We start from the raw sequence: 18,912 nt of genomic DNA, 5'->3' as shown, positions 1-18,912 counted from the left end.
GAAAAGCATATGGTTGAAATTGAACTTGACGGTCAGAAAGTGGAAATTGCCGAAGGCAGCATGGTGATGCATGCAGCCGAGAAGGCAGGCACTTACATTCCCCACTTCTGCTACCACAAGAAACTGTCCATCGCCGCCAACTGCCGTATGTGCCTGGTGGATGTGGAGAAGGCGCCCAAGCCCATGCCAGCATGCGCGACCCCTGTCACCCAGGGCATGATCGTGCGTACCAAGAGCGACAAGGCCATCCAGGCCCAGAAGTCGGTCATGGAGTTTTTGCTGATCAACCATCCCTTGGATTGCCCCATCTGCGATCAAGGTGGCGAGTGCCAGCTGCAAGATCTGGCCGTGGGCTACGGCGCATCTTCTACGCGCTACGAAGAAGAAAAGCGCGTAGTGCACTTCAAGGATGTCGGTCCGCTCATTTCCATGCAGGAAATGACCCGTTGCATCCATTGCACACGTTGCGTACGTTTTGGCCAGGAAGTCGCCGGCGTCATGGAGCTGGGCATGATCCATCGGGGTGAGCACTCCGAGATCACCACGGTGGCGGGCGACACCATTGATTCGGAGTTGTCGGGCAACATGATCGATATTTGCCCAGTCGGTGCGCTGACCAGCAAGCCTTTCCGCTACAGCGCCCGCACCTGGGAGCTTTCGCGTCGGAAGTCTGTCAGTCCGCACGACTCCACAGGCGCCAATCTGATCGTTCAGGTCAAGAACCATAAGGTCATGCGTGTCCTGCCGTTCGAGAATGAAGACGTCAACGAATGCTGGATCGCCGATCGGGACCGTTTTTCGTACGAGGCTCTTGCCAGCGAAGAACGCCTGATGCACCCCATGCTCAAGCAGGGTGGCGAGTGGGCCGAGGTGGATTGGCAGACGGCCCTGGAATATGTGGCCAATGGCCTGCGGTGCATACAGAAAGAGCAGGGCGCCCAGAGCATCGGTGCACTGGTGAGTCCGCACAGTACGCTGGAAGAGTTGTACCTGGCCGGTGCGCTGGTGCGCGGCCTGGGAAGCAGCAATATCGACCACCGTCTTCGCCATGCCGACTTCACCGCGCCCGAGGGTGTGCGCTGGTTGGGCCGGTCGATTGCGTCGCTGTCCACACTTCAATCGGTGCTGGTCGTGGGTTCTTCTCTGCGCAAAGACCATCCTTTGTTTGCGCAGCGCATTCGCCAGGCAGCCCGTAAGGGTTGTACGGTCATGGCTATTGATGCAGTAGCGCGTGACTGGGCTATGCCCGTTGCGCAGACACTGTTGGCCGCGCCCGGCGCTTGGGCGCATGCCCTGGCCGACGTTGCTGCGGTCGTGGCCCAGGAAAAAGGCGTTACTGCTCCCGTGAATGAGGGGCGCTCGGACAACGAAACCGCACGTGCGATTGCCTTGGCGTTGCTGTCTGGAGAGCACAAGGCTGTGCTGTTGGGCAACGCCGCTGCGCACCATGCACAGGCGACAAGTCTGCTGGCACTGGCCAACTGGATTGGCGCGCAAACAGGCGCTACGGTGGGTTATCTCACCGAAGCCGCCAACACGGTTGGTGCGCAGTGGGTTGATGCCATGCCCGGAAAGGGAGGCTTGAACGCCGCCCAGATGTTGGAGGGTGGGCTCAAGGGCTTGTTCTTGCTGAACAATGAACCCGTATATGACAGCGCTGCTGGCGCTCAGGCGGTTGCTGCTTTGTCCAAGGTGGACATGGTGGTCACCCTGAGCCCCTTTAAGACCAATATGGAATTCAGCGACGTACTGTTGCCCATTGCCCCCTTCACGGAAACTTCTGGCAGCTTTGTCAATGCCGAGGGGCTCTTGCAGAGTTTCCATGCAGTTGTTCGCCCCCTGGGCGAAACACGCCCGGCATGGAAAGTGTTGCGCGTGCTGGCCAATTTGATGGATCTGCCGGGCTTTGACTTTGAGACATCCCAGGATGTGCTGTCCAAAGCCACTGGAGCGAGTGCAGGGCTGGTTAATGCAGTGCCTGCCGAGCGGTTGGGCAATGCAACGCAGGTCACCCCGCACGTGGCAACGGGCGCCGTGGCCGAGCCCGTGGTGGCATCCATTTACCAGCTCGACGGGCTGGTGCGGCGTGCAAGTTCCCTGCAGCTGACGGCAGATGCCCGTCTGGGCCGTGAAGGAGCGCCAGCATGATTGATGCCATCTACAACTTTGGTCTGAACCTTCTTGCGCAGGGTTGGTGGACGGGGACTGCATGGCCCGTGCTCTGGATTCTGATCAAGATCGTTGTTCTGCTGCTGCCTTTGATGGGCGCTGTCGCCTATCTCACGCTGTGGGAGCGCAAGCTGCTGGGATTCATGCAAGTGCGCCATGGCCCCAACCGCGTAGGGCCGTTGGGATTGCTGCAGCCCATTGCCGATGCGGTGAAGCTTCTGACCAAGGAAATCATCCAGCCATCTGCAGCTTCCAAAGGATTGTTCGTGCTGGGGCCCATCATGGCCATCATGCCGGCGCTCGCTGCCTGGGTCGTGATTCCTTTTGGCCCCGAAACAGCCCTCACGAACGTCAATGCAGGTTTGCTGCTGGTGATGGCCATCACTTCCATCGAGGTGTATGGCGTGATCATTGCAGGTTGGGCGTCCAATTCGAAATACGCCTTCCTCGGCGCCATGCGTGCTTCGGCGCAGATGGTGAGTTACGAAATTGCGATGGGATTCTGTTTCCTGGTCATCATCATGGTGTCGGGCAGCATGAATCTCACCGAAATCGTCATGGGCCAGAACAAGGGAACATTTGCCAGCATGGGCGTTTCTTTCCTGTCCTGGAATTGGTTGCCGCTGCTGCCCATTTTCATCGTCTACCTGATCTCCTGCGTGGCTGAGACCAACCGCCACCCGTTCGACGTTGTTGAAGGCGAAGCCGAGATTGTGGCAGGCCACATGGTCGAGTATTCGGGCATGGGCTTTGCCATCTTCTTCCTGGCTGAATATGCCAGCATGTGGCTGGTGTCGATTCTGGCGGTGCTGATGTTCCTGGGGGGCTGGCTTTCGCCGGTGGCCGCACTGGACTTCATCCCCGGCTGGATCTGGCTCGGTATTAAAACCTTTGTGGTGGTATCCATGTTCATCTGGATTCGCGCCACCTTCCCCCGGTTCCGCTATGACCAGATCATGCGTTTGGGTTGGAAGATCTTCATACCAGTCACCCTGGTGTGGCTGCTTATCGTCGGGGGCTGGTTGCTCTCGCCGTGGAACATCTGGAAATAAAGCGGGGACACACGAATGGCTGCCGTTGCTGCTGCATCTTTTTCCATCCGGGACTTTTTCAAAAGTTTTCTGCTGGTTGAACTCGTCAAGGGTATGTCCCTGACAGGTCGCTACGCTTTTCGCCGTAAGGTGACAGTGCAGTTCCCAGAAGAAAAGACACCCGTTTCTCCGCGCTTTCGCGGCCTGCATGCCTTGCGCCGTTATGACAATGGCGAGGAGCGCTGCATTGCCTGCAAGCTGTGCGAAGCGGTTTGCCCGGCCATGGCGATCACCATCGAGTCGGATGTCCGCGACGATGGCTCACGCCGGACGACCCGTTATGACATCGACCTGACCAAGTGCATTTTCTGCGGTTTCTGCGAAGAGAGTTGCCCGGTCGATTCCATCGTCGAAACGCATATTTTTGAGTACCACGGCGAAAAGCGTGGCGACCTGTATTTCACCAAAGACATGTTGCTGGCCGTGGGTGACCGCTATGAAGGCGAAATTGCTGCCGCCAAGGCCGCAGACGCCAAGTACCGCTGAAGCGGCGCGCATCCCTACGCCAGACCTCTACAAAGAACCGATTCATGGACGCCAAGACTGGTTTTTTCTATCTGTTTTCGGTCGTGCTGCTTTATGCAGCCTTCCGGGTTATTTCTGCACGCAATCCGGTGCACGCCGTGTTGCACCTGATCCTCGCGTTTTCGCAAGCATCCGGCTTGTGGCTGCTGCTCAAGGCTGAATTCCTGGCAATTGCCCTGGTGCTGGTGTACCTGGGAGCCGTGATGGTGTTGTTCCTGTTCGTCGTGATGATGCTCGATATTGATGTCGAGGGTCTGCGCGAAGGGTTCTGGAAACACTTTCCCTTGGCCGCCGCCGTGGGTGCGCTCATCGCCTTGGAAATGGCCGCAGTTCTCATGGGCGGTTTCCGTGGCATTGAAGAACCCAAGGCGATGGCGGCGGCGGTCGATGCGGCAGGCAATGCGGTTGCGTTTTCCAATGCCAAGGCATTGGGTCAACTCATGTATACGCGCTATCTGTATCCGGTGGAAATTGCATCCGTGATTCTGTTGGTGGCCATGATTTCTGCCATCGCGCTGACCCTGCGCAACCGCAAGGAGAGCAAGGCCATCAATCCGGCAATGCAAGTCCGGGTGCGCGCAGCCGATCGGTTGCAGGTGGTCAAGATGGCGGTCACACAAAAGGCACCAGAAAGTGCGCCAGTCGTGCCTGCTGCCGAGGAGAAAAAAGCATGACACCGACGCTGGGACATTTCTTGACCGTGGGAGCCATGCTGTTCGCAATGGCTGTCATTGGTATCTTTCTGAATCGCAAGAACCTCATTGTTTTACTGATGGCCATTGAGCTAATGCTGTTGGCGGTCAACATGAACTTTGTGGCCTTCTCACATTACCTTGGCGATATGCACGGGCAGGTGTTCGTTTTCTTCATCCTGACCGTGGCTGCAGCCGAGTCGGCCATCGGCTTGGCCATCTTGGTTCTGTTGTTCCGCAACAAGTCCAACATCAATGCGGACGCTCTCGACACCCTGCAGGGTTGAGACGCCAGACACGCAAGGTTCTCCACAATGAGTCAAACCCTTTCTGCTTCAACGCTACTGGCCGTTCCACTGGCACCGCTGGCGGGCGCCGTGCTGGCCGGTGTTTTCGGTACGACCTTCGGGGGCAACTGGATCGGCCGTCGGCTGAGCCATACGCTTACCATTCTGGGCGTGCTGGCGGCATTCATCCTCTCTGCCATGACCCTCAAGAGCGTGGCGCTGGATGGTGCCCGCTTCAATGAAACTATCTACACCTGGATGGTGGTGGGTGGCCTGAAAATGGAAGTCGGCTTTCTGGTCGATGGGCTGACAGCCATGATGATGTGTGTGGTGACCTTTGTGTCGCTGATGGTGCACATCTACACCATCGGCTACATGGAAGAAGACGACGGTTACAACCGCTTCTTCGCCTATATCTCGCTGTTCACCTTCTCCATGCTCATGCTGGTGATGAGCAACAACCTGCTCCAGCTGTTCTTTGGCTGGGAAGCCGTTGGCTTGGTGTCCTACCTGCTGATTGGCTTCTGGTTCAACAAGCCCTCGGCCATCTTTGCCAATATGAAAGCTTTCCTGGTCAACCGTGTGGGTGACTTCGGCTTCATTCTGGGCATTGGGTTGATTGCGGCTTATGCTGGAACCCTCAATTACGCTGAGGTGTTTGGCAAGGCAGGTGAGTTGGGTGCGCTGTCGTTCCCGGGCACCGACTGGATGCTGATCACCGTGGTCTGTATCTGCCTGTTCATTGGTGCCATGGGCAAGAGCGCGCAGTTTCCGCTGCATGTCTGGCTGCCCGACTCGATGGAAGGCCCGACCCCCATTTCTGCGCTGATCCACGCGGCTACCATGGTGACGGCGGGCATCTTTATGGTGGCGCGCATGTCGCCCCTGTTTGAGTTGTCCGATACGGCGCTCAATTTCATTCTGATCATTGGCTCCATCACGGCGCTGTTCATGGGTTTTCTGGGCATCATCCAGAATGACATCAAGCGAGTGGTGGCCTATTCGACGCTATCGCAGCTCGGCTATATGACCGTGGCCTTGGGTGCTTCCGCCTACTCGGTTGCCGTGTTCCACCTGATGACGCACGCATTCTTCAAGGCGTTGTTGTTCCTTGCTGCGGGCTCGGTCATCATCGGTATGCACCACAACCAGGACATCCGCTGGATGGGCGGCGTACGCAAGTACATGCCCATTACCTGGATCACCTCGCTGCTGGGATCGCTGGCGCTGATCGGCACCCCGTTGTTCGCTGGCTTTTACTCCAAGGACAGCATCATCGAGGCTGTGCATTTCAGCCATTTGCCGGCAGCAGGTTTTGCACACTTTGCGGTGTTGGCCGGGGTTTTCGTTACCGCGTTCTATTCGTTCCGCCTGTATTTCCTGGTGTTCCACGGCAAGGAACGCTTTGACCAGAACCCGGACGCGCACCACCATGATGGTCATGGTCACGACGACCATCACCACAAAGAGCCGCACGAATCCCCTTGGGTGGTGACGGTGCCGTTGGTGCTGCTGGCCATTCCGTCGGTGGTGATCGGCTTCATGACGATCCAGCCGATGTTGTTCGGTGAATTTTTCAAGGATGCAATTTTCGTCAACACAGCTTTGCATCCTGCCATGGCCAAGCTGACAGAGATTTTCCATGGCCCCGTGGGCATGGCGCTGCATGGTTTGCAGACGGCGCCGTTCTGGCTGGCGGTGGCAGGTGTTGCCCTGTCGTACTACATGTACATGGTCAACCCGGCTTTGCCTGCTGCCATCAAGCGCGCTTTCCAGCCGATCTACACCTTGCTGGAAAACAAATACTACCTTGACTGGATCAATGAGAACATCCTCGCTCGTGGCGCCCGTGCACTGGGCGTTGGACTGTGGAAGGGTGGCGACCAGGCCTTGATCGATGGTGTGCTGGTGAATGGTTCCTGGAAGGTTGTGGGTTGGGTGGCCGGCATCGTGCGCAAGGTGCAGACCGGTTTTGTCTACCACTACGCTCTGGTAATGATTTTGGGCATCTTCGTGCTCATGACGTATTTCGTCTTGCTCAACAAGTAGGAGAAGAACAAAAATGGGTTTGTTGAGTCTTGCTATCTGGACGCCCATCGCGTTCGGCGCGCTGTTGCTGGCTTTTGGCAGCGACAAGCATGCGGGGGCCGTGCGTTGGTTGGCCCTGATTGGTGCTTTGGCGGGGTTTGCAGTGACCTTGCCGCTCTATGAGGGTTTCAAGCTCGGCACTGCAGCGATGCAGTTTGTTGAGAAAACCCCCTGGATCGAAGGTTTCAACATCTTCTACCACCTTGGTGTAGATGGCATTTCGTTCTGGTTTGTGCCCCTGACGGCGTTCATTACCGTCATCGTGGTGATTGCCTCCTGGGAGTCGATCACGGTGCGGGTGAACCAGTACATGGGGGCCTTCCTGATTTTGTCGGGCCTGATGATCGGTGTTTTTGCGGCTCTCGATGGAATGCTGTTCTATGTGTTCTTCGAAGCCACGCTGATTCCGATGTATCTCATCATCGGTATCTGGGGTGGGCCGAACAAGATCTATGCTGCGTTCAAGTTTTTCTTGTACACGCTGCTGGGCTCTTTGCTGATGCTGATCGCGCTGATCTACCTGTACAACCAGTCGGCAGGCAGCTTCGATATCGCCACCTGGCATACGCTCCCCCTGGATGGGCGCACGCAAACATTGTTGTTCTTTGCTTTCCTCGCGGCCTTTGCCGTGAAGGTGCCAATGTGGCCGGTGCACACCTGGCTGCCTGACGTGCACGTCGAGGCGCCCACTGGTGGTTCTGCTGTGCTGGCCGCCATCATGCTCAAGCTCGGCGCCTATGGTTTCCTGCGCTTCTCGTTACCCATTGCCCCCGATGCCTCACGCGAGTGGGCCTGGTTGATGATCGCGTTGTCGCTCATTGCCGTGGTCTACGTGGGTCTGGTGGCCATGGTGCAAAAGGACATGAAAAAACTCGTGGCCTACTCGTCTGTGGCGCACATGGGTTTTGTGACCCTGGGCTTCTTCGTCTTCAATGACCTGGGGGTGTCGGGAGGCATCGTGCAGATGATCGCGCATGGTTTTGTCTCGGCTGCCATGTTCCTTTCGATTGGTGTGCTGTACGACCGCATGCATTCGCGTGAAATTGCCGACTATGGCGGTGTGGTCAACACCATGCCAAATTTTGCTGCCTTTGCCTTGTTGTTCACCATGGCCAACTGCGGTTTGCCGGGTACTGCGGGTTTTGTGGGTGAGTGGATGGTGATTCTGGCTGCCGTGAAAGCCAATTTCTGGATCGGCCTGGCTGCGGCCTCGGCGCTGATCTGGGGTGCTGCCTACAGTCTGTGGATGTTTAAGCGGGTGTATCTGGGGCCGGTCGGCAACAGCAATGTCAAAGCCCTGCTGGACATCAGCAGCCGCGAATTTTTCGTGCTGGCCCTGCTGGGCTTCGCCGTGCTGTATATGGGTCTGTACCCACGCCCCTTCACCGACGTGATGGATGCTTCCGTGGCCGAGCTGCTCAAGCATGTGGCCTTGTCCAAGCTGAACTGACCAGACTGAACTGAGAGACACGAGATGATAGACAACATCAGTTGGCTTGCGATTTATCCGGAGATCCTGCTTCTGGTCATGGCCTGCGTGATTGCGCTGGTGGATCTGGGCGTCTCCAGCCCACGGCGCACCGGCACTTATGTGCTGACCATGCTCACGTTGGCAGTGGTCGCCGTTTTGCAGGGTGTGTATGCCAGTAGCGGCAACACCTTCTATGGTTTTGGCAACATGGTTGTCAGCGACGCCATGGGCAACTGGCTCAAATGCTTTGCCACCCTGGCGATGATGGTGACCCTGGTGTACGGCAGGCCCTATGCAGGCGATCGCGGCATGCTGCGTGGCGGCGAATTGTTCACCCTGGGCATGTTCTCACTGCTGGGCATGTTCATCATGATTGGTGGCAACAATTTCCTGGTGATTTATCTGGGCCTGGAGTTGCTGACCCTGTCGAGCTATGCCCTGGTGGCGCTGCGCCGGGACCATGCGACTGCGACCGAAGCCGCCATGAAGTACTTTGTGCTTGGTGCCATGGCCAGCGGTTTCTTGCTGTATGGCCTGTCCATGCTGTATGGTGCCACTGGATCGCTGGACATTGGCGAAGTTTTCAAGGCTGTCAACTCAGGCCAGATTCGCCACCAGGTATTGGTGTTCGGCGTGGTCTTCGTGGTCGCAGGCCTCGCGTTCAAGCTGGGGGCTGTGCCATTCCACATGTGGGTGCCTGATGTCTACCACGGTGCGCCGACGGTAGTCACTTTGATGATCGGTGGTGCGCCCAAGCTGGCCGCCTTTGCCATCGTGATGCGCTTGTTGGTCGATGGTCTCTTGCCCCTGGCGATTGACTGGCAGCAGATGCTGGCAGTGCTGGCGATTGGTTCGCTGCTGGTGGGTAACCTGGCAGCCATTGCACAGACCAATCTCAAGCGTATGCTGGCGTACTCCACCATCTCCCAGATGGGTTTTGTGCTGCTGGGTCTGATGTCCGGCGTCGTCCATGGCCATGTAGATGCTGCCACGGTCGAGGCTGCCTACAGCGCTTCCATGTTCTATGTGGTGACCTATGTGTTGACCACGTTGGCTGCTTTTGGCGTGATCCTGCTGTTGGCGCGCGAGGGCTTCGAGAGCGAGGAAATCGCTGACATGGCGGGCCTGAACCAGCGCAGTCCGCTTTACGCCGGTATCCTGGCCTTGTGTCTGTTCTCCATGGCGGGTATCCCTCCGATGGTGGGCTTCTATGCCAAGCTGTCGGTGCTGCAGGCTCTGCTGGCATCGGGCCAGACTCCGTACATCGTCATGGCGGTTTTTGCGGTGCTGATGTCCTTGGTAGGTGCGTTTTACTATCTGCGCGTTGTCAAGGTCATGTACTTTGATGCACCGCTCACGACGGGGGCCATTTCGGCGCCTCTGGACGTGCGCATGGTGCTGACGCTCAATGGTGCTTTGCTGCTGGTGTTGGGTTTGTTGCCTGGCGGTCTGATGACGCTGTGCGCGGACGCCATCATGCGCTCCTTGTCGTCCTGAGTCGTAGTCTGTCGTGTCGCAATCCGGTCTGGTATGGCTCGTGATTTTGGTCGCCTGCGTGGCGGCCAATCTTCCTTTTGTGAACCAGCGCGTTCTGGTCGTGGGGCCCGCCCTGGTGCCCCACAAGAAGCTGCTGTTACGGCTGATAGAGCTTGTCGTGCTGTACTTTTTAGTGGGCGGATTGGCACTGCTTCTGGAGAAGGGCGTCGGCCAGATTGCACCCCAGGGTTGGGAGTTTTACGCTGTTACCGGGGCCATGTTCATCGTGCTGGCCTTTCCGGGGTTTGTGTTCCGCTATCTGCTGCGCCGCCGTAGATAAGTCGGGTGTACTGAAGGCCGAAGCGGCAGTCCCCCATGAAAGTGCTCGATCTGCACTGTCAGAACGACCATGCCTTTGAAGGCTGGTTTGGGAGCGAGCAAGATTTTCAGAGCCAATTGCAGCGGGGTTTGCTGACCTGCCCGCTGTGTGGCGATGCACAAGTGCGCAAGGCGCTTAGCGCGCCGCGTATCAACCTGGGTGCGCGCGAGCCCCCTGCGACAACATCTCCGCGACTTGATGCCGCAGAGCCATCACGGGTCTCCGATCCCGCACAAGTGTCGATGCCGACCGCTGCCAGCGTGCTGCAGTGGGCGCGCCAGGCCGCAGCACAGGCTGAAGATGTGGGTTCCCAGTTTGCCGAAGAAGCGCGGCGCATCCACCGAGGTGATGCGCCCGAGCGAGCAATCAAAGGCCAGGCCAGTGCGGACCAGACTTTGCAGTTGCTGGAAGAGGGCGTGCCGGTGTTGCCGCTCCCCCAGGCTGTGACCGAAACTTTGCACTAAGAGCGACCAAGCAAACGTTTCTGGCGTTGTTGCCGCGTCTTGTCGTACGACTCGTACCGCCTGCGACGTAGCGCCTCGCCAGAACCGCTTCTCTGCGTTTTGTTATCCGCTCTAAGTTCCTCGCGTCTATCCGCCACGCCCTTGTCGGTGGGTAGACACTGCGCCGCTACACCGTAAATTGCAGTGCCGCAAGGCGTGCATACACCCCATTGCGCGCCAGTAACTCCACGTGCCGACCCTGTTCCACGATGCGCCCATGCTCCATCACCACGATGCGGTCGGCGTTCTGCACTGTGGCCAGGCGGTGGGCAATTACCAGAGTGGTGCGCTGACCTGCCTGGCTTTGCATGGCCGAGTCCAGTGCTGCCTGGACCATGCGCTCGCTTTCAGCATCCAGGGCGCTTGTGGCCTCGTCAAGCAGGAGCAGAGGTGGATTTTTGAGCATGGCGCGTGCAATGGCGATGCGCTGGCGCTGACCACCCGAAAGCCGCACTCCGCGCTCGCCCAAAAAAGTGGCGTAGCCTTCAGGTAAGGCTTGGAGAAAGTCATGGGCGAAGGCAACGCGGGCGGCTGCCATGACTTCATCGTCTGAAGCACTTGGCCGTCCATAGCGGATATTCTCCAACGCGCTGGCTGAAAAGATCACGGCATCCTGAGGGACGGTGCCGATGCTGCCGCGCAGGGTGTCGAAAGACAGTGCGCGGATGTCCACGCCGTTCAAGCGGATGGCCCCTTGTCCTAGATGTACACAGTCAATGTCATAGAAGCGCTGCAGCAGCTGGAAAACGGTGGTCTTGCCAGCACCGCTGGCCCCTACCAAGGCGACTGTTTCACCGGGTTGCAGCGACAGCGTAAAGTCCTGCAAGGCAGCCTGGCCAGGCCGGGACGGATAGTGAAAACCCACATGATCAAACTCCACGGCCAGGCCTTGATTGGTTTTTGGTAAGGGCACGGGCTGAGCGGGGGAGGCCACGGGGGAGTCGCTGGCCAGCAATTCCATCAGGCGCTCGGTGGCGCCTGCGGCGCGCAGCAGGTCACCGTACACCTCGCCCAGCACCGTGGCAGCCCCGGCCAGCAGCATCACGTACACGACCGTCTGACCCAGATGGCCGTAGCTCATATTGCCATCCAGAACGGACTGTGTGCCCTGGTACAGGCCCCATAGCAGCAAGGCCGCGTTGGCGATGATGATGAAAGCCACCATGGCAGCGCCTGCTCTGGAGCGGCGCACGGCGGTCTCAAAAGCGCTCTGGGTGGCTTGGCTGAAGCGCTGGGATTCGCGTTCCTCTGCCACGTAGCTTTGCACCACGGGAACGGCGTTGAGGATTTCGGCTGCGATGGCGCTGGAGTCCGCTACGCGGTCCTGGCTGGCGCGCGAGAGGCGGCGCACCCGCCGCCCGATCCATAGCGCGGGCAGCACGACGACGACCAGCATCAGCAGTACGACGGCCATGACACGCGGGTTTGTCCATACCAGCATGATGATGGCGCCCGTGCCGACGACTGCGTTGCGCAACCCCATTGATAGCGACGAGCCCACTACGGTTTGCACCAGCGTGGTGTCGGTGGTCAAGCGTGACAACACTTCACCGCTTTGTGTGGTTTCAAAAAACTGCGGGCTTTGCCGCAATACATGGGCATACACGGCATTGCGCAGGTCAGCTGTCACACGCTCGCCGAGCCAGCTCATCAGATAAAAACGTGCCGACGAAAAAATACCAAGCATCACCACCACACCAAACAGCGCGGTGAATTTGCCGCGCAAGGCCATGGCCTGTGTGCCTCGGTCCGAAGAGGCCAAACTGCTGTCGATCAGGCCGCTCAGGGCGAGAGGAATGGCAAGCGTGGCCGCTGCCGCCAAGAATAAAAAAACAAAGGACAGAGCAATGCGCGTGCGATACGGGCGCAGAAACGGAAGCAGGCCCCCCAGCGCACGGGGTGCACCGGGGGCGGGAGGAGCAGTTTGCGTTGTAGCCATGATGAGAGTGTAGGGGGCGCCTGCTGGCACCCGAGGTAGAGGGGTTTCGCAGCAATTTATTTCAAAAAACATAGCTGCTACCGCTTGTTGAATAAGCGGCTTTGGCGGTTTTTCTTGGATTTTTATGTGTAGATACCGCAGCCAGGGCCGGGCGGGGATAGGCGGTATTACATAGGGCTTACACCTTGTACGGACTACTACCTAGGAGAAAGCACCGGTAGGTAATTGCGTGGCATCAACTTAAAGTCCGCTCCAGCACAAACATTCATGCTGGTTGTGGCCGCCTCATAAACGACTGACCAGCCATCCACGGAGCATCCAAGGCGCAATGAGCGACGTCATTCTTGAAACCACCCACCTGACCAAGGAGTTCAAAGGCTTCACAGCGGTCAGTGATGTCAACCTGGCCGTGCGCCGGGGGTCCATCCACGCCCTGATCGGGCCGAACGGGGCCGGTAAGACCACATGCTTCAACCTGCTCACCAAGTTTCTGGTGCCGACCTCGGGCGTTATCCGCTTTAACGGGCAGGACATCACGCAGGAGCAGCCTGCACAGATTGCCCGCCGTGGTGTGATCCGTTCGTTCCAGATTTCTGCCGTGTTTCCACACCTCACCCTGTTGGAAAACGTTCGCTTGGGCCTGCAACGCAAGCTGGGTACGTCTTTTCATTTCTGGCGCAGCGAGCGCACCCTGCGCCAACTGGACGACCGTGCCATGCAGTTGCTCACCGAAGTGGGCCTTGAAGACCTGGCCGACGAAGTCACTGTCAATCTCCCCTACGGACGCAAGCGCGCCCTGGAGATTGCCACCACGCTGTCGATGGAACCCGAGCTGATGCTGCTCGACGAGCCCACGCAGGGCATGGGCCACGAAGACGTGGACCGTGTCACCCAGCTGATCAAGAAAGTCTCTGCTGGCCGCACCATCCTGATGGTGGAACACAACATGAAGGTGGTCTCCACCATTGCCGACTGCATCACGGTGCTGCAGCGTGGCGCCGTTCTGGCCGAAGGGCCTTACGCCGAAGTTTCAAACAACCCGCAAGTGATGGAAGCCTACATGGGCACGACCGACGGCCAATTGCAGGGGGCGCACTGACATGGCTACCGCTGCTTCGAATACTCCCGCTCTCGAAATCCGCAACCTGGAAGCCTGGTACGGTGAATCGCATGTGCTGCATGGTGTGAACATCGCCGTGCAACCCGGCGAAGTGGTGACGCTGCTGGGGCGCAATGGCGCAGGCCGTACCTCCACCATGCGCGCCATCATGGGATTGACGGGTTCTCGCAAAGGCTCCATCAAGATCAACGGCGTGGAAACCGTGGGCATGGCCACGCACCGCATTGCGCACCTGGGCGTGGGCTACTGCCCTGAAGAGCGCGGCATTTTCTCCAGCCTATCGTGCGAAGAAAACCTGCTGCTGCCGCCAGCCCTCAAGACAGGTTCTGCGGGCATGTCGGTGGAAGAAATCTATGACATGTTCCCCAACCTGGCCGAGCGCAAGAACAGCCAGGGTACCCGCCTGTCGGGCGGCGAGCAGCAGATGCTGGCCGTGGCCCGCATCCTGCGCACCGGCGCCAAGCTGCTGCTGCTCGATGAAATTTCCGAGGGCCTGGCCCCGGTCATCGTTCAGGCACTCGCACGGATGATCACCATGCTGCGCAAAAAGGGCTACACCGTCGTGATGGTGGAGCAGAACTTCCGCTTTGCAGCCCCCTTGGCCGATCGTTTTTATGTCATGGAGCACGGCTGCATCGTCGAGAGTTTTGGCTCTGGCGAACTGCAGGAAAAAATGCCGGTGCTCAACCAGTTGCTGGGCGTCTGACGCGCTTTTTCCGCACTATTTTCCCCCACCCTCCCTTTACTTCAGGAGACAAGCATGAAAAACAAACTAACCGTCCTCACCGTGATGCTGGGCGCCGCAGGCCTGGTCGCGCCCGTTGCGCACGCTCAAGACAAAGTCAAGATCGGTTTCATCACCGACATGTCCAGCCTGTATGCCGACGTGGAAGGTAAGAACGGCGCTCTGGCCATCCAGATGGCCATCGATGACTTCGGTGGAAAGGTTCTGGGCAAGCCCGTGGAACTGATCAGCGCTGACCACCAGAACAAGGCGGACATCGCTGCTTCCAAAGCACGCGAGTGGATCGATACCGAAGGCGTGACCATGCTGTTCGGCGGCACCAATTCGGGTACCGCTCTGGCAGCTGCCAAGGTGGCCGCCGAGAAGAAGCGCGTGTATGTCAACAGCGGCGCCGGTTCTTCGGCACTGACGAACGAACAGTGCACACCCTACACCGTGCATTACGCCTATGACACCGTGGCGCTGGCACGCGGTACCGGTTCGGCCATTGTGGATGCCGGCGGCAAAAGCTGGTTCTTCCTGACTGCCGACTATGCCTTTGGCCAAGCACTGGAAAGCGACACCGCTGCGGCTGTCAAAGCCAAGGGCGGCACGGTCGCCGGTTCGGTGCGCCACCCGCTCAACGCATCTGACTTCTCCTCGTTCCTGCTGCAGGCGCAAAACTCCAAGGCACAAATCCTGGGCCTGGCCAACGCCGGTGGCGACACCATCAATGCCATCAAGGCAGCCAAGGAGTTCGGCATCGACAAGACCATGAAGATGGCCGGTCTGCTGCTGTTCATCACCGACATCCACAGCCTGGGCCTGCGCAACACAGCGGGCCTGCAGTTCACCAGCAGCTGGTACTGGGACCTGAACGACGACACGCGCAAGTTTGCCAACCGTTTCTTCGAGAAGACCAAGCGCATGCCTACGTCGATCCAGGCCGCTGATTACTCTGCGACCACCAACTACCTCAAGGCCGTCGAAGCAGCCAAGAGCACGGATGCTGACAAGGTCATGACCGCATGGCGCGGCATGAAGATGAACGACTTCTACGCTTCGGGCGTTCTGCGTCCAGACGGTCGTTACGTGCACGACATGTATCTGCTCGAAGTGAAGAAGCCTGCTGAGTCCACCAAGCCTTGGGATTACTTCAAGGTGGTCAAGAAAATTCCTGGCGAGCAGATCTTCACCACCAAAGCCGAGAGCAAGTGCGCTCTCTGGAAGTAACTGACTCCTGTCCCGTATATGTGCTGTGGGCGTTGCTGGCCAAGCCAAGCAACGCCTTCGCATGCATGCGGGACCACTGACCAAAGCTCCAGCCCCTGATTTGCCCACTGACCTCTGCTAACCCATTCCCATGGAAATTTTTGGTGTCTCCCTGCCAGCCATGCTGAGCCAGCTCCTTTTGGGGTTGGTCAATGGCTCGTTTTACGCAATTCTCAGCCTGGGGTTGGCCGTGATTTTCGGCCTGCTCAACGTCATCAACTTCGCGCACGGTGCGCTGTTCATGATGGGGGCCGTGACCACCTGGATGGCCATGAATTACCTGGGCATCAACTACTGGCTGATGCTGGTGCTGGCGCCCTTGGTGGTGGGAATTTTCGGTGTGTTGATCGAGCGCCTGCTGCTGCGCTGGATCTACAAGCTCGACCACCTCTATGGCCTGCTGCTGACGCTGGGGCTGACGCTGGTGATCGAGGGCGTGTACCGCTCCGTCTATGGCGTTTCGGGCCTGGGCTACGACACGCCCGAGCTGCTGCAAGGCGCCACCAACCTGGGCTTCATGATTTTGCCCAACTACCGTGCCTGGGTCGTCGTGGCTTCGGTCGTGGTGTGCATCGCCACCTGGTTCGTGATTGAAAAGACCAAGCTGGGCGCCTACCTGCGCGCTGGCACTGAAAACCCGCGCCTGGTTGAAGCTTTTGGTGTCAACGTGCCCGTGATGATCACGCTCACCTATGCCTTTGGCGCCGCACTGGCGGCCTTTGCCGGGGTGCTGGCGGCTCCGATCTACCAGGTTTCGCCCCTGATGGGGCAGAACCTCATCATCGTGGTGTTTGCCGTGGTGGTGATTGGCGGCATGGGCTCCATCATGGGCTCCATCCTGACGGGTTTGGGCCTGGGCATTATTGAAGGTTTCACCAAAGTGTTTTACCCCGAGGCGTCCTCCACCGTGGTGTTTGTCATCATGGTCATCGTTCTCCTGATCCGCCCCGCCGGCCTGTTCGGCAAAGAGAAATAAGGGGCAGCACACATGAACTCCAAGAAAATCTCCGCCATTGGCTACGGCCTGCTGCTGGCCGGCCTGCTGCTGGCCCCGATGCTGGGTGCCTACCCGGTGTTTGTGATGAAGCTGATGTGCTTCGCACTGTTTGCCGCTGCTTTCAACCTGCTGCTGGGCTATACCGGCATGCTGTCTTTCGGTCATGCAGCCTTCCTGGGTGGCGCAGCCTACGTGGCGGGCCAGTCAATGAAAGTATGGGGCTTTACGCCTGAAGTCGGCCTGCTGCTGGGCACCCTCAGTGGCGGCTTTTTGGGCCTGATCGTCGGCTTCTTTGCCATTCGCCGCGAAGGCATCTACTCGACGATGATTACGCTGGCGCTGGCGCAGATGCTGTTCTTCGTCTGCTTGCAAGCCCCTTTCACCGGTGGTGAGGACGGCCTGCAGGGCGTACCACGCGGCAAGCTGCTGGGCCTGATCGACCTGAAAGACGATCTGGTGATGTACTACGTTGCCCTGACCGTGGTCGTGGCAGGTTTCCTGGTCATTGTGCGCACGGTGCATTCGCCCTATGGCCAGGTGCTCAAGGCCATCAAGGAAAACGAACAGCGGGCCATCTCGCTGGGCTATGACACCAACCGTTTCAAGTTGCTGGCCTTCGTGCTGTCTGCAGCCCTGTCGGGTCTGGCCGGTTCGCTCAAGACGCTGGTCCTGGGTTTTGCAACACTCAGCGATGCCCATTGGACCGCTTCTGGCCACGTGGTGCTGATGACCCTTGTCGGCGGTCTGGGAACGCTCTCAGGCCCTCTGGTCGGGTCTGCGGTCGTGGTGCTGCTGGAGAACAAGATCGGTGATTTGGGCGACATGCTGGCCCGCGTGTCTGGCATCGAATGGTTCCATACGCTGGGCGAGTCGGTCACCATCGTTACCGGCCTGATCTTCGTGGTATGCGTGCTGGCATTCCGCCGCGGCATCATGGGCGAGATCATCGCCTGGATGGACCGTCGCCGTGCCGGGAGCGCGGCCAAATAAGGTATTGACCTTGGGCGGCCCTCTCGGGCCGCCACTTGCATCGCATACAGCCGCTGCAGCCTTTACAGGCGCAGCGGCTTTTTGTATCCCGTCATTTCCAGGTACCCCCGGCCCACGGTTTGCCCGGTGCTGGCCTGCAGCTCTGACAGGCCTTCCCAGTAAATGGCGCCGGTAGATCCGCTGCTGTCCAGCTCCTGGTCGTCCAGCACCGCGTTCACCTGGAAACGCCCCGCCGGGGTGTGCACCTGCCACTGCACCGGGTAGCGCGCGCCGCTGTGTGGGCTGGTCCAAAAGCGCTGGGCCGTGAAGACCACAGCATCCGCACCAAACACCTGCACCGCCTGGCCCGGGGCACGAAACGACCCCCCCGCCCACAGGGTCGAGCCATCGGCGCGCCGCAGGCGGAACGCCGTGAGTGCGTTGCCATCGTGCAGGTTCATGCCGATCCAGTCCCAGCCCACGGCCTCGGGGTGCATCAGGGCTTCGCTCCATTCGTGGTCCAGCCAGGCGTGGGCCTGGGCCGTGTCGATAGCCATGCGCTGGCCCTGCAGCACGATGCTGCCGCGCACGGCCAGTTGCGGCTGGCTGTAGTAGTAGCTGGCTTGTTCGGGCTGGGGCCCCTTGCGCGAGAGCCCCTGCTGGCCTTGCAGCAGCAGCGGCTGGGTGGTGTCAAAAAGCAGGTCCAGCCCGAAGTCGGCACCCTCGATGCGGGCGGCATACCGGCTGCCCTGGGCCGGGTCTGACGGCAGGCCCGAGCGCGCCAGCGACCAGTCCTGCAGGCGCACCAGGGTGTCGGCCTCGCTCGCCTGTGCCACACCAAACCCTGCGCGGGCAATGCGCTGGTCGTGCAGCAGGCGCCGGCCCCGCACGTCGGTCAGGGCGGCATGGGCAAACAGCAGTTGTTTGGCCGCAAAGGCCGAGCGCAGGCCTTGCGTCGCATCCACGCGGGAGCGGAAGAACGTCACCTGAAAGCCCCACTGGCGCCCCGCCGCCTCGGCATGGCCGGTGATGTACCACCACTCGGTGCGCAGCTCCGGGTGGCTGCCATGGTCGCGCGGAAATTGCAATGGTCGCGCGGGCAAGCCCGGCGCGGCGCCCGGCCACAGGCCCAACGCGCCCAGTCCCAGCAGCGCCCTGCGGCGCAGGCCGGGTGGCAGAAAGGGCGGGGCAGTGTGCATGGCGGGAGCAG

The 18,912-nt window shown here is 59.3% G+C and carries 17 protein-coding genes; 15 read left to right on the top strand and 2 right to left on the bottom strand.

Annotation, left to right across the window (positions count from 1 at the left end):
- Positions 1-9 precede the first annotated feature (9 nt).
- The 10 genes from nuoG to C8D04_RS07010 are packed head-to-tail and all read left to right on the top strand — an operon-like array spanning position 10 to position 10,642.
- Positions 10-2,148, top strand: coding sequence for an NADH-quinone oxidoreductase subunit NuoG (nuoG, locus tag C8D04_RS07055; RefSeq protein ID WP_116004214.1), 2,139 nt, complete (start codon positions 10-12; stop codon positions 2,146-2,148).
- The gene (gene nuoH, locus C8D04_RS07050; protein WP_116004213.1) at positions 2,145-3,221 is read left to right on the top strand and encodes an NADH-quinone oxidoreductase subunit NuoH; all 1,077 of its coding nucleotides are present in this window, start codon (positions 2,145-2,147) and stop codon (positions 3,219-3,221) included. The genes nuoG and nuoH overlap by 4 nt, the downstream gene beginning before the upstream one ends.
- A gap of 15 nt (positions 3,222-3,236) precedes the next feature.
- Positions 3,237-3,746, top strand: coding sequence for an NADH-quinone oxidoreductase subunit NuoI (nuoI, locus tag C8D04_RS07045; RefSeq protein WP_116004212.1), 510 nt, complete (start codon positions 3,237-3,239; stop codon positions 3,744-3,746).
- 44 nt (positions 3,747-3,790) lie between these two features.
- Entirely contained in the window at positions 3,791-4,459 is a 669-nt protein-coding gene (locus C8D04_RS07040; protein WP_116004211.1) for an NADH-quinone oxidoreductase subunit J, read from the top strand.
- Complete coding sequence (gene nuoK, locus C8D04_RS07035; RefSeq protein ID WP_116004210.1) at positions 4,456-4,764, top strand: NADH-quinone oxidoreductase subunit NuoK; 309 nt, start codon at positions 4,456-4,458, stop codon at positions 4,762-4,764. The genes C8D04_RS07040 and nuoK overlap by 4 nt, the downstream gene beginning before the upstream one ends.
- Before the next feature lie 27 nt (positions 4,765-4,791).
- The gene (nuoL, locus tag C8D04_RS07030) at positions 4,792-6,813 is read left to right on the top strand and encodes an NADH-quinone oxidoreductase subunit L (RefSeq protein WP_116004209.1); all 2,022 of its coding nucleotides are present in this window, start codon (positions 4,792-4,794) and stop codon (positions 6,811-6,813) included.
- A gap of 13 nt (positions 6,814-6,826) precedes the next feature.
- On the top strand, positions 6,827-8,302 hold the full coding sequence (locus C8D04_RS07025) for an NADH-quinone oxidoreductase subunit M (protein WP_116004208.1): 1,476 nt from the start codon (positions 6,827-6,829) through the stop codon (positions 8,300-8,302).
- Between the two features lie 24 nt (positions 8,303-8,326).
- The gene (nuoN, locus tag C8D04_RS07020) at positions 8,327-9,820 is read left to right on the top strand and encodes an NADH-quinone oxidoreductase subunit NuoN (protein ID WP_116004207.1); all 1,494 of its coding nucleotides are present in this window, start codon (positions 8,327-8,329) and stop codon (positions 9,818-9,820) included.
- A 13-nt stretch (positions 9,821-9,833) separates the two neighbouring features.
- Positions 9,834-10,139, top strand: coding sequence for a DUF2818 family protein (locus tag C8D04_RS07015; RefSeq protein ID WP_116004206.1), 306 nt, complete (start codon positions 9,834-9,836; stop codon positions 10,137-10,139).
- Between the two features lie 35 nt (positions 10,140-10,174).
- Entirely contained in the window at positions 10,175-10,642 is a 468-nt protein-coding gene (locus C8D04_RS07010) for a DUF1178 family protein (protein ID WP_116004205.1), read from the top strand.
- Between the two features lie 166 nt (positions 10,643-10,808).
- Here the strand turns inward: C8D04_RS07010 and C8D04_RS07005 are convergent, their stop codons facing one another.
- Positions 10,809-12,620: an ABC transporter transmembrane domain-containing protein gene (locus C8D04_RS07005; protein WP_116006071.1), complete on the bottom strand. Its 1,812-nt coding sequence runs from the start codon at positions 12,618-12,620 to the stop codon at positions 10,809-10,811.
- A gap of 328 nt (positions 12,621-12,948) precedes the next feature.
- Between C8D04_RS07005 and C8D04_RS07000 the strand changes: the two genes are divergently transcribed.
- From C8D04_RS07000 to C8D04_RS06980, 5 genes are all read left to right on the top strand, one after another.
- Entirely contained in the window at positions 12,949-13,719 is a 771-nt protein-coding gene (locus tag C8D04_RS07000; RefSeq protein ID WP_116004204.1) for an ABC transporter ATP-binding protein, read from the top strand.
- Position 13,720: 1 nt separating this feature from the next.
- Positions 13,721-14,446 (top strand): ABC transporter ATP-binding protein, encoded by a 726-nt coding sequence (locus C8D04_RS06995; RefSeq protein ID WP_116004203.1) that lies wholly within the window; start codon positions 13,721-13,723, stop codon positions 14,444-14,446.
- A gap of 54 nt (positions 14,447-14,500) precedes the next feature.
- Positions 14,501-15,697 carry an ABC transporter substrate-binding protein gene (locus C8D04_RS06990; protein ID WP_116004202.1) on the top strand — a complete coding sequence of 399 codons (1,197 nt, stop codon included), beginning with the start codon at positions 14,501-14,503 and terminating at the stop codon, positions 15,695-15,697.
- A gap of 130 nt (positions 15,698-15,827) precedes the next feature.
- Positions 15,828-16,712, top strand: coding sequence for a branched-chain amino acid ABC transporter permease (locus C8D04_RS06985; RefSeq protein ID WP_116004201.1), 885 nt, complete (start codon positions 15,828-15,830; stop codon positions 16,710-16,712).
- 12 nt (positions 16,713-16,724) lie between these two features.
- Positions 16,725-17,723, top strand: a complete 999-nt coding sequence (locus tag C8D04_RS06980; protein WP_116004200.1) for a branched-chain amino acid ABC transporter permease — start codon at positions 16,725-16,727, stop codon at positions 17,721-17,723.
- A 62-nt stretch (positions 17,724-17,785) separates the two neighbouring features.
- Here C8D04_RS06980 and C8D04_RS06975 read toward each other — a convergent pair whose 3' ends face one another.
- Complete coding sequence (locus C8D04_RS06975) at positions 17,786-18,901, bottom strand: carotenoid 1,2-hydratase (protein WP_116004199.1); 1,116 nt, start codon at positions 18,899-18,901, stop codon at positions 17,786-17,788.
- Positions 18,902-18,912 lie beyond the last annotated feature (11 nt).

The organism is Simplicispira sp. 125 (genome assembly GCF_003096555.1).
Taxonomy (GTDB): domain Bacteria; phylum Pseudomonadota; class Gammaproteobacteria; order Burkholderiales; family Burkholderiaceae_C; genus Simplicispira.
This window is presented reverse-complemented; position numbering and strand designations above follow the sequence as displayed.